The following is a 13,734-nucleotide window of genomic DNA, read 5'->3' as shown; positions in this document are numbered from 1 at the left end:
GAAGATGCGGCTGGCAAATGAGCGGCACCGCCGCGCAGTCTCATGCTTGCCCTTCGCTTCGATCCGCTTGAGGGCAGCGAGGACGTCAATCGGCTTGAGGTCGGCCGCAGGCCGAGCGGCGATGGGCTCCAACTGCTCCAGCAGCCAATTTGCCTTGGTAGTGGTTGTACCTGCCCGCCCCTCCGCAACCATCTTGTCGATATATTCCCTGGCTATATCGCCAAAGGTGTTCGCCGCCTTGAAAGCCGCGACCAGCTTGTCGTGCTTGCGCTCTGCCAGCGGATCGTGGCCAGCCTCCAGTGTCCGCCGGGCGGCGTCGCGACGACGGCGAGCGTCGGCGAGGCCGATTTCAGGGTAGCGTCCCAAGGCCAGCCGCTTCTGCTTGCCGATGAACCGATATTTGTAGCGCCACAGCCTTGATCCGTTGGGATGAACCTCGAGGTAGAGGCCGCCTTCGTCTGCGCACTGAAAAATCTTGTCCGTCGCACGGAGACTTCGGATCTGGACTTCCTTGAGCGGCATGAGCATTCTCCTCGACTGATCCTAAAGGACGCTCGTCGAAGACCTGGCGGAGCCGTGGTGCCATCAAATTTCATCAAGGCCATCATGGCCTCGCTCGTGGCACCAAATGGCCCCGGATGGTCTGAAATCGCCTGAGACATCCCGGGATCGGTGAAGCTCATTTATGGCGGAAATTCAGGGATTTGTCGATCCTCCCGAGACGTTTCGGGAAGAACAAATGGTGCCCAGAAGAGGACTCGAACCTCCACGACCTTGCGATCGCCAGCACCTGAAGCTGGTGCGTCTACCAATTCCGCCATCTGGGCACGGGAGCTTGGAAAGCCCGGGTAGGCGGCGGCCTTTAGGGGGCGCAGCGGAGGCTTGTCAACCGCACCTTGTCAACCGCGCCGCGACTGGGCAAGGCGCTGCGCGTGGGAACGAGCCCCACGCAACGGGACGCGGCATGAAGGACAAATTGGTCACCCTGTTCGGCGGCGGCGGCTTCGTCGGGCGCTATGTCGCGCAAAGCCTGCTCGCCGCGGGCGCGCGCGTGCGCATCGCGCAGCGCGATCCGCGGTCCGCGGTGTTCCTCAAGCCGCTCGGCGGGCTCGGGCAGACCCAGTTCGTCGGCGCCGACATCGCCCGGCCCGACACCGTCGCGCGCGCGGTCGCCGGCGCCGATGCGGTGATCAACCTGGTCGGCGTGCTCGCGGGGAACTTCCAGCGCTATCATGTCGACGGCGCGCGCGTGGTCGCCGAGGCCGCGGCGCAGGCCGGGGTCGAAGCGCTGGTCCACGTCTCGGCGATCGGTGCCGACCCTGCGAGCGCGTCCGCTTACGGCGGGTCGAAGGGCGAGGGTGAAGCCGCGGTGCGCGCCGCCTTTGCGACCGCCACGATCGTCCGCCCGTCGATCGTGTTCGGGCGCGAGGACCGGTTCGTCAATCGCTTCGCCGCGATGATCGCCAAAGCGCCGGTGGTGCCCATCCTGCGCGCGCCCGCCAGGTTCCAGCCGGTGTTCGCGGGCGACGTCGGTGCCGGCGTCGCGCGGATCGTCGCCGATCCCGGCATCCACGGCGGGCACTTCTACGAATTCGGCGGGCCCGATGTGGTGACGATGGGCGCGCTCATCCGCTGGATCGCAGGCGCCATCGGGCGCGATCCCGCGATCGTCGAGCTTCCCGATTTCGCGGGCGACCTGCTGTCCCGCGCGGGCTTCCTGCCCTTCGCGCCGATCACCCGCGATCAGTGGCGGATGCTCCAGACCGACAATGTCGTCGCATCGGGCGCACATGGTCTGGCCGAACTCGGCATCGACGCCACGCCGATGGCCGCGGTCGCGCCCGCCTGGCTGGTGCGCTTCCGCCGCCAGGGCCGGTTCGGCGCGCGCGTCGAACATCTCGCCTGATCCCTCTCAGCTAGGCCGAACCCTTGCACGACCTGCTCACCATCGTCCTCCTCGGCATCGTCGAGGGGGTCACCGAATTCCTGCCCGTCTCCTCGACCGGGCATCTGATCCTCGCGAGCGCGCTGCTCGGCTTCAAGGGCGAAGCGGCGGGGACGTTCGAGATCGTCATCCAACTGGGCGCGATCCTGGCAGTGGTCGTCCTCTACTGGCGGCGCTTCGTCGATGTCGCGGCTGGGCTGGTCAAGCGGCAGCCCAGCGCGTGGGCGTTCGCGCGCAATATCGCATTGGGCTTCCTGCCTGCCGCGGTCGTCGGGCTGATCGTCTACAAGGCGGTCAAGGCGCTGCTCGAAAGCCCGACCACGGTCGCGGTCGCGTTGATCGTCGGCGGGGTCGCGATCCTGATCATCGAGCGACTGGTCAAGGCTGCGCGCGTCCCCTCGGTCGAGGCGATGCCGTGGACGACCGCGCTCGGCGTCGGGGTCATCCAGTGCCTGTCGATGATCCCGGGGGTCAGCCGTTCGGGCGCGACGATCATGGGCGCGCTGACGCTGGGCGTCGACCGGCGGGCGGCGGCGGAGTTTTCCTTCTTTCTCGCGATCCCGACGATGCTCGCCGCATCGGGGTACGACCTCTACAAGTCGGGCGGCGCAATCGGTCAGGGCGGGTGGAGCGCGATCGGCATCGGCTTCGTCGTGTCGTTCGTCGTCGCACTGGTGGTCATCCGCTGGTTCGTCGGTATCGTCAGTCGGCACGGTTTTGCGCCGTTTGCGTGGTACCGGATCGTGGTCGGCCTAGTCGCGCTGGCTGCGCTCCATTTCGCATAGGACCGCTTCGGCTTCATCTGCTCGCAAGATTGTGCCTGGCACCGTTATTGCACAAAGAAGTTCTACAAAGTAGGACCGATCTATTACCTATATGCTTGTTTTCGCGTGACACGCGGATTCGTCGCCAGTAATGCGGGGCGACGGAGGACGCTGATGGCGAACGATCCTATGTTGAAGTTCGTGGCCCGCGAGCAGGCGTATCCGCCCAAGCGCGCGGCGGGCGACCGTGCCGACGACTTCCGCGAAATCGCCGACCGCTATGCCGTGCCCACCGCCGAGGACCAGGCCGGGCGCTGCTCGCAATGTGGCGTGCCCTATTGCTCGGTCCACTGCCCGCTCCACAACCACATTCCCGACTGGCTCCGCCTGACCGCCGAGGGACGGCTGCGCGAGGCCTACGAGCTCAGCAACGCCACTTCGACCATGCCCGAGATCTGCGGCCGCATCTGTCCGCAGGACCGGCTGTGCGAAGGTAATTGCGTGATCGAGTTTTCAGGCCACGGCGCGGTCACGATCGGCTCGGTGGAAAAGTTCATCACCGACACCGCTTGGGAGGAAGGCTGGGTCGAGCCGCTCGTCCCCGGCCCCGCCCGCGGCCAGTCGGTCGGCGTCATCGGCGCCGGGCCCGCGGGGCTGTCGGCCGCGGAGTATCTGCGTGCTCACGGCTATGACGTTCACGTCTACGACCGCCACGACCGTGCGGGCGGATTGCTGACCTATGGCATTCCCGGGTTCAAGCTCGAGAAACCCGTCGTCATGCGCCGGGTCGACCGGTTGAAAGCCGGCGGGATCGTCTTTCACGAGGGCTTTGCGGTCGGTGACGACGCGACCCTGGACGAACTCCGCCAGCGCCACGACGCGCTGCTGATCGCGACGGGGGTCTACAAGGCGCGTCCGATCGACGTCGACGGCCACGAGGCGAACGGCGTGGTCGCCGCACTCGACTATCTGACCGCCTCCAACCGCAAGAGCTTCGGCGACGCTGTACCCGCCTTCGATTCCGGCGCGCTCGATGCGGCGGGCAAGCACGTCGTCGTCGTCGGCGGCGGCGACACCGCGATGGACTGCGTCCGCACCGCCGTCCGCCAGGGCGCGGCATCGGTAAAATGCCTGTACCGCCGCGATCGCGCCAACATGCCCGGCAGCCAGCGCGAGGTGAAGAACGCCGAGGAGGAAGGCGTCGAGTTCGTCTGGCTCTCCGCACCGCAGGCATTTGCGGGCACCGAGCAGGTCGCAAGCGTCAAGGCCCGCCGCATGCGCCTGGGCACGCCCGACGCCAGCGGTCGCCGCGCCCCCGAAATCGAACCGGGCGGCGATTTCGAAATGCCCGCCGACATGGTGATCAAGGCCCTGGGCTTCGACGCCGAGGACCTCCCCACCCTGTTCGGCGCGCCCGAACTGGGCATCAGCCGCTGGGGCACCGTGCTGGTCGACGGCAAGACGCTGATGACCTCGCTCGACGGCGTGTTCGCCGCCGGCGACATCGTCCGCGGCGCGAGCCTCGTCGTCTGGGCGATCCGCGACGGCCGCGACGTGTCGGCCGCCATGCACAAGTGGCTGAAGGCAAAGGCGGTGAACGCGAGGGTGGCGGCGTGAGGATGGAAGCTGACGAACTGAAGGCCATCAAGGCCGCAGCCGCCTATGCATTCGGCCCCGATGCGACTGTTCGGCTTTTTGGAAGCAGGGCGGACGATCGCCGGAGAGGCGGCGATATAGACCTCCACGTCGAAGTTGATGCGAGCGTCGACGCCTGGCGCGCCAAATGCCTGTTCGAGGACAATCTGTTCGCTCGTATCGAGCCTCAACGTGTCGATGTAATTGTTCGCAACCGGGATCAGCCTCCGCGAGGCATCGATATGATCGCTCTACGCGATGGGGTCACGCTATGACCCGTGACGGGGAAATCGTTGTCCTCCGCGAGCATCTCGCCGCATGCGAGCGGCTTGAGTCCGGCCTCGTTCGCGTACGGAGCCGGGTCGAGCCGCTGGTACCGATCGAAGCCGACCGTATGCGGTCGCTTTCGGTCGACGAGCACGTCGATATGCTCGCGTTCTTGAAGACCTATGAGCAGCTGGAAGATACGCTGGGTCGTACGCTCAAGACCATCGCCATGCTCATGCAGTTCGGCAAGACCGAGCGTCTGACGCCGCGCGACATTGCTTATCGCGCCGTGTCGCTCGGCATTCTCCAAGACGGCAAAGATTGGGCCGATGCGGTGCGTGTCCGCAACGAACTCGCGCACGAATATCCGCTCCGTCCTGACAGGCAGGCGGAGCAGGTCAATAGAGCATGGGCGAAGAGCGCCACGCTGTTCCAGACCGCCGACTCCATCCGGACCTTCGTCGAACAAGAAAGGCTGCTGCATGGCGACCTCTGATCTCGGCGACCAGCGCCAGCACCTCGCCGCCCACGGCATGTACCGCCCCGAATTCGAATCGGACGCATGCGGCGTCGGCCTCGTCGCCGCGACCGACGGTGCCGCGTCGCGCCGCGTCGTCCAGTCCGCGATCGACGCGCTCAAAGCCGTCTGGCACCGCGGCGCGGTCGATGCCGACGGCAAGACCGGCGATGGCGCCGGGCTGCACATCGACCTGCCGGTGCGCTTCTTCGACGATTGCGTCGCCGCCTCGGGGCATAAGGTCCGCCCGAACCGCCTCGCGGTCGGCATGATCTTCCTGCCGCGCACCGATCTCGGCGCGCAGGAATCCTGCCGCACGGTCGTCGAATCCGCGATCATCGAGGCGGGCTACACCAGTTACGGATGGCGCCAGGTGCCCGTCGACGTCTCGGTGATCGGCCTCAAGGCGCAGGCGACCCGTCCCGAGATCGAGCAGATCATGATCGCCGGGCCGCTTCCCGACGAAGCCGACGCCGCCGAGTTCGAGAAGAATCTCTACCTCGTCCGCCGCCGGATCGAAAAGCGCGTCATCGCCGCGCAGATCCAGGGCTTCTACATCTGCAGTCTCAGCTGCCGCTCGATCATCTACAAGGGCCTGTTCCTCGCCGAATCGCTGTCGGTCTTCTACCCCGACCTCACCGATCAGCGCTTCGAATCGCGCGTCGCGATCTTTCACCAGCGCTATTCGACCAACACCTTCCCGCAATGGTGGCTGGCGCAGCCGTTCCGCTGCCTGGCGCACAACGGCGAGATCAACACGATCCGCGGCAACAAGAACTGGATGCTCAGCCACGAGATCCGCATGGCCGCGCACGCGTTCGGCGACGATTCGGAGGACATCAAGCCCGTCATCCCCGCGGGCGCGTCCGACACCGCCGCGCTGGACGCGGTGTTCGAGGCGATCTGCCGCTCCGGCCGCGACGCGCCGACTGCCAAGCTGATGCTGGTCCCCGAGGCCGCGAGCGCCGACATGCCCGCCGATCACGCGGCGATGTACCAGTATCTCGCCAGCGTCATGGAGCCGTGGGACGGCCCCGCGGCGCTGGCGATGACCGACGGCCGCTGGGCGGTCGCGGGCATGGACCGCAACGCGTTGAGACCCCTGCGCTACACGCTGACCGCCGACAAGCTGCTGATCGTCGGGTCGGAGAGCGGCATGGTCGTCGTCCCCGAGTCCACGATCGTTGCCAAGGGGCGGCTGGGACCGGGCCAGATGATCGCGGTCGACCTCCACGAAGGCATCCTGCTCGACGACCGCGCGGTAAAGGACCGGATCGCCGGCGAATACGATTACGCGGGCATGATCGGCGAGTTCCTGACTCTCGACGACCTGCCTCCAGCAGCCGATGCGACCGTCCACTACCCCCGTGCCGAGCTCGCCCGGCGCCAGGTCGCCGCCGGTCAGACGCTCGAGGACATGGAGCTGATCCTTTCGCCGATGGTCGAGGGGGGCAAGGAAGCGATCGGCTCGATGGGCGACGACACCCCGCTCGCCGTCATTTCAGACAAGCCGCGGCTCATCAGCCAGTTCTTCCGCCAGAATTTCTCGCAAGTCACCAACCCGCCGATCGACAGCCTGCGCGAACGCTATGTGATGTCGCTCAAGACCCGCTTCGGCAACCTCGCCAACATCCTCGACACCGAGGACCGCCGCACCCGCGTCCTTGTTCTCGAATCGCCCGTCCTGACCGGCGCCCACTGGACCCGCCTGAAAGCGCATTTCGGCAGCGCGGTCGCCGAGATCGACTGCACCTTCGAGGCGGGGGGCGGCCCCGAGCGGCTGCGCGCGGCGATCCAGCGCATCCGCAACGAAGCGGAGCAGGCGGTGCGCCAGGGCAAGAGCGAGCTGTTCCTGACCGACGAAGCCATCTCGCAAGACCGAGTCGGCATCGCGGGCGTCCTCGCCACCGCCGCGGTCCACACCCATCTGGTGCGCCGCGGCCTGCGCTCCTATGCCAGCGTCAACGTCCGCACCGCCGAATGTCTCGACACGCATTATTATGCGGTCCTGATCGGCGTCGGCGCGACCACCGTGAACGCCTATCTCGCCGAAGCCGCGGTCGTCGACCGCCAGGCGCGCGGCCTGTTCGGCGACCTGACCCTCGCGGAGTGCCTGACGCGCCACCGCGTCGCGATCGAGGAGGGCCTCCTCAAGATCATGTCGAAAATGGGGATCGCGGTGATCTCCTCCTACCGCGGCGGCTACAATTTCGAGGCGGTCGGCTTGAGCCGCGCGCTGGTCAACGACCTGTTCCCCGGCATGCCCGCCAAGATCTCGGGCGAAGGCTATGCTTCGCTCCACCTCAACGCCGCCGACCGCCACGAAGCGGCGTTCGACAGTGCCGTCGCGACGCTCCCCATCGGCGGCTTCTACCGCCAGCGCCACACCGGCGAGACCCACGCCTATTCCGCGCAGCTGATGCACCTGCTCCAGACCGCGGTCGCGACCGACAGCTATTCGAGCTACCTCCAGTTCAGCCGCGGGGTCAGCGACATGCCCCCGGTCTACCTGCGCGACCTCCTCCAGTTCAACTTCCCCGCGGAGGGCGTGGCGCAGGAGCAGGTCGAGGCGATCACCGAAATCCGCAAGCGCTTCGTCACTCCGGGCATGTCGCTCGGCGCCCTTTCGCCCGAGGCGCACGAAACGCTGGCGATCGCGATGAACCGCATCGGCGCGAAGGCGGTGTCGGGCGAAGGGGGCGAGGACACGCGCCGCTTCACCCCCTATGCCAATGGCGACAACGCCAATTCCTCGATCAAGCAGATCGCATCCGGTCGCTTCGGCGTCACCGCGGAATATCTCAACGCGTGCGAAGAGATCGAGATCAAGGTGGCGCAAGGCGCCAAGCCCGGCGAAGGCGGCCAGCTCCCCGGCTTCAAGGTCACCGAATATATCGCCAAGCTGCGCCACGCGACCCCCGGCGTGACGCTCATCTCACCCCCGCCGCACCACGACATCTATTCGATCGAGGACCTCGCGCAGCTCATCTACGACCTCAAGCAGATCAACCCGCGCGCGCGTGTCTGCGTCAAGCTCGTCTCGTCGGCGGGGATCGGCACCGTCGCCGCCGGCGTCGCGAAGGCGCATGCCGACGTCATCCTCGTTTCGGGCCACGTCGGCGGCACCGCCGCTTCCCCGCAAACCAGCATTAAATACGCTGGCACGCCTTGGGAAATGGGCCTGTCGGAGGTCAACCAGACCCTCACCCTCAACGGCCTGCGCGGCCGCATCCGCCTGCGCGCCGACGGCGGGCTCAAGACCGGGCGCGACATCGTAGTCGCCGCGATCCTGGGCGCCGAGGAGTTCGGCATCGGCACATTGAGCCTCGTCGCGATGGGCTGCATCATGGTCCGCCAATGCCATAGCAACACCTGCCCGGTCGGGGTCTGCGTCCAGGACGAACGCCTGCGCGCCAAATTCACCGGCACGCCCGAGAAGGTCATCAACCTGATGACCTTCATCGCCGAGGAAGTCCGCGACATCCTCGCACGCTTGGGCGTCCGCAGCCTCGACGAAGTGATCGGCCGCACCGAATTGCTCCGCCAGATCAGCCGCGGCGCGGAGCACCTCGACGACCTCGACTTGAACCCGATCCTCGCCAAGGTCGACGCGACCGATGCCGAACGCCGCTTTTCGCTCAGCACCTTCCGCAACGCCGTCCCCGACAGCCTCGACGCGCAGATCATCAAGGATGCCGCCGCGGTATTCAGCCGAGGCGAGAAGATGCAGCTGACCTACAGCGTCCGCAACACCCACCGCGCGGTCGGCACCCGCCTGTCGAGCGAGATCACGACCAAGTTCGGCATGAACAAGCTCGCCGACGGTCACGTCACCATCCGGCTTCGCGGCTCGGCGGGGCAGTCGCTCGGCGCGTTCCTGTGCAAGGGCATCCGCCTGGAGGTGTTCGGCGACGCCAACGAGTATGTCGGCAAGGGGCTGTCGGGCGGCGTCATCGTCGTCCGCCCGGCGGTGAGCTCCCCGCTCGCCAGCCAGGACAACACCATCATCGGCAACACCGTCCTCTACGGCGCCACAGCGGGCAAATTGTACGCCGCGGGCCAGGCGGGCGAACGCTTCGCGGTCCGCAATTCGGGCGCGACCGTCGTCGTCGAAGGCTGCGGCGCCAACGGCTGCGAATACATGACCGGCGGCGTCGCGGTGGTGCTGGGGCCGGTCGGCGCGAACTTCGGCGCGGGGATGACCGGCGGCATGGCCTTCGTCTACGACCCCGACGGCTCGTTCGAGCGTCGCGCGAACCCCGAAACCATCGTCTGGCAACGCCTCGCCTCCGCGCACTGGGAGCAACTCCTGCGCGACCACGTCGACGCGCACGCCCGCATCACCGACAGCAAATGGTCCCGCGGCATCCTCGACGACTGGGACCGCACCGCCGGCGACTTCTGGCAGGTGGTGCCGAAGGAAATGCTGACCCGCCTGGCGCACCCGCTGGATGATGTGATCGAGCTGGTCGCGGCGGAGTAGACGCGGCGCCTCTGCCCCTTCGTCACCCCGGGCTTGACCCGGGGTCCCGCTTCTTCTTGCCGTCGGCTCGGCAGTGGCTGACCCGTGGCTCGACCACGCCAGTTATAGCAGATCGCGTGCCATCGCCGCTGTCCTACAACCCGCAATCTGTGCCACGATCGCTAGGACTCGAGATTCTACCGCTCTTTCTCATCGGTGCAGCACGTTCACGCGACCGGCACGCATCCATGCCCCGCTTCCGCCAATCGGTTCGTCGACGTTTTCACTCCGAATCACGTTACCTTCGTTACCTTCGCCGCCGCACCACCGCCCAGCCCGCGCCGGTGAACACCAGCAGCGCGGGCCAGCCGCCGTCGGTCACCCACAGATACCCAACGCCGATCGCAACCACCGCGCCGAGCACGGCCGCGGTCGCCGCTACGCTCGTCTCGCGAGCCAGCACCCACGCGCCGAGTGCAAGGCTCGCCACCGCATTGACCGCCAGCCACACATACGACCAGCCCGCCCCGATCGATCCCGCCCCGGGCAGCTTGACCGTCGCGAAGCCGCGCATGCCGTTGGGAAAGCAGTCCGCCGACAGGTGCAGCCCGACGCCGAGCGCCAGCCCCGCCGCGACCGGCCACCATCGCGGCTGGCAAGCCAGCACGACAGGCAGCAGCAGGCTGTGGGTCAGCCCGCTGCGATGCCCGAGCCCCAGCGCCAGGTCGAGATCGGGCAGCGTCGTGCCGCCAAGTGCCGCCAACGGCACCGCGACCAGCGCGGCAGGCGGCCAGTGCCTCGCGCCAAGGGTCAGCAGCCAGGCGGCAAGCAGAAACAGAAGCGCGTCCATGCCCCATCCTTGAACGACGCAGCCGCCGGCGCAAAGCGTGGCGTTCGCCTCACCTTAGCCTCACCTTCCAACGTCCGGGGCGGTCCGGCGGCCGGCGCCGTGGCGCCGGTCCTAGCCGTCGAGCGCGGACCGGATGTCGGTCGCGGCGAAGTCGTTGCCCTTGTAGAGCAGCGGCGCACCGAGCGATTTGGCCAGCGCATAGGTCATACAGTCGCCGAAGTTCAGCCGGGCCGGCCGACCACGGAAACGGATGAGGGCGTCGGTCGCGATCGCAACGTGTTCGAGTTCCCAGGGCACGATCTCGATCCGACGATCTTCGAGAAGCCGGTTTGCATGAATCAACGAGTCAGGGCCGAGCTTGCGCACCACGACCAACTGCAGCTCGAACGCGGTCGGTGCCGCCACGAGCACCCGCTCTTCGCGGTCGATCGCATCGGCGAAACGCCGAGCATCGTCTTCACCCAGAATGATCGCGGCGAAGGCGGACGTGTCCGCCACGATCATATTGGCAGACCATCCTCGTCATACAGGATTTCGCGGTACGGTCGCGGATCGAGCAACGGCACGGCGGCTATCTTATTCTGGATGTCCCGCACCATCGCGTGGAACTCCCGGGATCGTTGCTCACGCTCCTCCGGCGTCAGCTCGGGCTTGGCTGCGAGCCCCTGCCGCTCGATATCCCGGCGCAGCGCGGCGCTCACCGCTCCGTCGAGCGTCATGCCCTGATGAGCGGCAAGCTGGCGAGCCATGTCCAGTTCGGCACTGTCGAGATTGATGCCCATAGCCTAAGAATACGCCGCACGCCCGGACCACACAACCGCCTTCCGCCGAGCCGCTCCCTGCCCTAACACACCCCCATGTGGCAGCTTTATCAATTTCCCCTGTGCCCCTTCTCGCGAAAAGTCCGCCTGCTGCTCGGCGAGAAGGGCGTCGGCTACGAACTGGTGCGCGAATCGCCCTGGGTGCGGCGCGACGAGTTCCTAGACATGAACCCCGCCGGGCAGACGCCGGTGATGGTCGACGCGGCGCGGCCCGCACAGCCGCTGATCGATTCGATGGCGATCTGCGAATATCTCGAGGAGACGGTCGAGAAAGCCGCGATGATCAACGGCACCGCCGCCAATCGCGCCGAGATCCGGCGGCTGGTGACCTGGTTCGACACCCACTTCTACCGCGACGTGACCGGGCCGCTACTCCACGAACGCATGGTCAAGCGCGTCGCCGAGCGTCAGGCCCCCGACGCAAAGGCGCTGCGCGAGGCGATGAAGGCGGCGGTCGGGCATCTCGACTATACCGATTACCTGCTCGATCACCGCAACTGGCTCGGCGGCGCGACGATGAGTCTCGCCGATCTCGCCGCCGCCGCGCAGATTTCGGTCACCGACTATCTCGGCGGCATCGACTGGAAGGGCCACGAACAGACCGCACGCTGGTACCGGGGCCTGAAGAGCCGCCCGAGCTTTCGGCCTTTGCTGTCGGAACGGATGGAGCTGGTCGCGCCGCCGTCGCACTATGACAATGTAGACTTCTGACGGTTTGAGGCGCGCCACGACGCGCCGGCAAGGCGAGCGAAGCGAAGCCGCGCGAACCGGCACGGCCGGCGCGGCTGCGGCCGCGTCCGACGACACCGGATTCACTCCGGTGTCGCGCCCCGCCAGCGACGGTCCCCGAAACGAACGCGGCCCCGGCGGATCGCTCCGCCGAGGCCTTGTTCGCCACCCCACATCTTCGGCGGGGTGGACCCGCCCTGCCCGGCACCCATTGGGGGGCGGCACCGGGCAGACACGTAACGCTTTACGCTACACTTACTGGAGCAGCTTGAGCACGCTCTGCTGGCTCTGGTTGGCCTGCGCCAGCATCGCGGTCGATGCCTGGCTCAGGATCTGCGCCTTGGCGAGATTGGTCGATTCGGCGGAGAAGTCGGCATCCTCGATCCGGCTGCGCGATTCGGCCAGGTTGGTCGAGGTCGTGGTCAGGTTGTTGACCGTGACCTCGAGCCGGTTCTGGATCGCGCCCAAATTGCCGCGCGTTGCCGAGATGCTGTCGAGGGCCTTGTCGATCTTGGCCATTGCGCTCGAAGCAGCCGTCTGGCTCGAAATGTCGAGCTTGGACGTGTTCTTGTCGGTGCCGCCTTGCGCGTTGAATTTGATCGTCGCGGCACCAGCGCCTTCTACCCGAACGTTTCCACCGTCGGTCGAGTACAAGGTGAGGACACCGGCGTTGTTGATCGCCTTGACCCCCGTCTTGTCCGATTGAGCATCGATCGCGGTCCTGTAGAGTTCGGCCTGCGCAGTCGCATCCACGCCCGTATTGGCCGCCGCACCGATCTTGACGCCGTTGATGACCAGCGCGCCGTCCGCCAGTGCCGTCGTAGCCGACACCGCCGTCCCCGTGTAGCTTACGCCATCCGAAACGTTCAGCCCGGCCTTCGCGAGATTGGCGCCATCAACCTTGAAGCTCGAACCGTCGGAGCTCGACAGTGCGATAAAGCCCTTCTGGGCCACGTCATTGCCAGCGCCGACGATCGTGGTCGAACTGCTGGCAAGATCGATGTCCTTGCCGGTCGTGTTCGACAAGGTAATCGACTTGTCATCGTTCAGCGTCGCGGTGACGCCGAAGTCGTTGTTGTTGATCTGCGTGACCAGGTCCTCGGCAGTCGCAGCGGCGCCGACCGATTTGCTGCCGATCTTGAGCGCACCGGCAGCAACCGGAATGGTGATTGCCTGCGTCGTGAAGTTGTTCGATGCGCTCGCGGTCACGCCGGTACGATCGCTGTTCGTGTTGATTGCGGCGGCCAGATCGGCCGCGCTGCTCACGTTGACATTGGCGCTGCCGGCGAAGGCGTTGACGCCGTTCAGCGTGACGCCGCCCGGTGCGAAGGCTGTGTCGGCAGTGATCCGCCCCGATACCGCGCCGCCGCCATCGGACAAGCCCAGCTTCTGCGACGACACGCCGTCCAGGTTGATCGCAACGGTGTCGCCCGACTTGATCCCGGTCTGCAGGTTCAGGCTCTTCAGCGAGCCGTCGAGCAGGTTCAGGCCGTTGAAGTTGGTCGTCTTGGCGATGTCGTTGATCTGGCTCGAGAGCTGATCGGTTTCGGCCTGGAGAGCCGCGCGCTCCGACTTGCCCAGCGTGCCGTTGGCCGACTGGGTCGCCAGTTCCTTCATGCGCTGCAGCATGTTGGTGACTTCGCCCAGCGCGCCTTCCGCGGTCTGCGCCATCGAGATGCCGTCGTTGGCGTTGCGGACCGCAACCGCCATCGACTTGACCGCGCTGGTCATGCGGCTCGCGATG

General features: G+C 66.7%; 12 protein-coding genes and 1 tRNA gene. 7 read left to right on the top strand and 6 right to left on the bottom strand.

Annotated elements, in window-relative coordinates; translation table 11 throughout:
* Together ACE5C1_RS03815 and ACE5C1_RS03810 are read right to left on the bottom strand one after the other, a co-directional pair.
* Positions 1–522, bottom strand: a 522-nt coding sequence (locus ACE5C1_RS03815; protein ID WP_374942739.1) for a tyrosine-type recombinase/integrase, incomplete at its 3' end; no start/stop codon positions are given.
* A 218-nt stretch (positions 523–740) separates the two neighbouring features.
* Positions 741–827: transfer RNA gene (locus ACE5C1_RS03810), tRNA-Leu, on the bottom strand.
* Positions 828–964: 137 nt separating this feature from the next.
* Here ACE5C1_RS03810 and ACE5C1_RS03805 point away from each other — a divergent pair.
* The 6 genes from ACE5C1_RS03805 to gltB all read left to right on the top strand — a co-directional run bounded on the left by ACE5C1_RS03805 (position 965) and on the right by gltB (position 9,611).
* The gene (locus ACE5C1_RS03805; RefSeq protein WP_374942738.1) at positions 965–1,906 is read left to right on the top strand and encodes a complex I NDUFA9 subunit family protein; all 942 of its coding nucleotides are present in this window, start codon (positions 965–967) and stop codon (positions 1,904–1,906) included.
* A 23-nt stretch (positions 1,907–1,929) separates the two neighbouring features.
* Positions 1,930–2,730 carry an undecaprenyl-diphosphate phosphatase gene (locus ACE5C1_RS03800; protein WP_374942737.1) on the top strand — a complete coding sequence of 267 codons (801 nt, stop codon included), beginning with the start codon at positions 1,930–1,932 and terminating at the stop codon, positions 2,728–2,730.
* Between the two features lie 153 nt (positions 2,731–2,883).
* Complete coding sequence (locus tag ACE5C1_RS03795) at positions 2,884–4,326, top strand: NAD(P)-dependent oxidoreductase (RefSeq protein ID WP_374942736.1); 1,443 nt, start codon at positions 2,884–2,886, stop codon at positions 4,324–4,326.
* A 2-nt stretch (positions 4,327–4,328) separates the two neighbouring features.
* The gene (locus ACE5C1_RS03790; protein WP_374942735.1) at positions 4,329–4,619 is read left to right on the top strand and encodes a nucleotidyltransferase domain-containing protein; all 291 of its coding nucleotides are present in this window, start codon (positions 4,329–4,331) and stop codon (positions 4,617–4,619) included.
* On the top strand, positions 4,616–5,107 hold the full coding sequence (locus ACE5C1_RS03785; protein ID WP_374942734.1) for a hypothetical protein: 492 nt from the start codon (positions 4,616–4,618) through the stop codon (positions 5,105–5,107). The genes ACE5C1_RS03790 and ACE5C1_RS03785 overlap by 4 nt, the downstream gene beginning before the upstream one ends.
* Entirely contained in the window at positions 5,094–9,611 is a 4,518-nt protein-coding gene (gene gltB, locus ACE5C1_RS03780; protein ID WP_374942733.1) for a glutamate synthase large subunit, read from the top strand. The genes ACE5C1_RS03785 and gltB overlap by 14 nt, the downstream gene beginning before the upstream one ends.
* 286 nt (positions 9,612–9,897) lie before the next feature.
* Here gltB and ACE5C1_RS03775 read toward each other — a convergent pair whose 3' ends face one another.
* The 3 genes from ACE5C1_RS03775 to ACE5C1_RS03765 all read right to left on the bottom strand — a co-directional run bounded on the left by ACE5C1_RS03775 (position 9,898) and on the right by ACE5C1_RS03765 (position 11,222).
* Positions 9,898–10,440 (bottom strand): hypothetical protein, encoded by a 543-nt coding sequence (locus ACE5C1_RS03775; protein ID WP_374942732.1) that lies wholly within the window; start codon positions 10,438–10,440, stop codon positions 9,898–9,900.
* Positions 10,441–10,551: 111 nt separating this feature from the next.
* Positions 10,552–10,944, bottom strand: a complete 393-nt coding sequence (locus ACE5C1_RS03770) for a type II toxin-antitoxin system VapC family toxin (protein WP_374942731.1) — start codon at positions 10,942–10,944, stop codon at positions 10,552–10,554.
* Positions 10,941–11,222 (bottom strand): type II toxin-antitoxin system VapB family antitoxin, encoded by a 282-nt coding sequence (locus ACE5C1_RS03765; protein ID WP_374942730.1) that lies wholly within the window; start codon positions 11,220–11,222, stop codon positions 10,941–10,943. Before ACE5C1_RS03765 ends, ACE5C1_RS03770 begins: the two co-directional genes overlap by 4 nt.
* A 75-nt stretch (positions 11,223–11,297) precedes the next feature.
* Here ACE5C1_RS03765 and ACE5C1_RS03760 point away from each other — a divergent pair, with 75 nt between their 5' ends.
* Positions 11,298–11,972 carry a glutathione S-transferase family protein gene (locus tag ACE5C1_RS03760; RefSeq protein ID WP_374942729.1) on the top strand — a complete coding sequence of 225 codons (675 nt, stop codon included), beginning with the start codon at positions 11,298–11,300 and terminating at the stop codon, positions 11,970–11,972.
* Between the two features lie 273 nt (positions 11,973–12,245).
* Here ACE5C1_RS03760 and ACE5C1_RS03755 read toward each other — a convergent pair.
* On the bottom strand, positions 12,246–13,734 hold a 1,489-nt coding region (locus tag ACE5C1_RS03755), incomplete at its 5' end, for a flagellin (protein ID WP_374942728.1).

This window comes from Sphingomonas sp. (genome assembly GCF_964263785.1).
In the GTDB taxonomy this organism is placed as follows: Bacteria; Pseudomonadota; Alphaproteobacteria; order Sphingomonadales; family Sphingomonadaceae; genus Sphingomonas.
The sequence above is the reverse complement of the archived record's forward strand: the minus strand, read 5'-3'. Positions and strand labels throughout refer to the sequence as shown.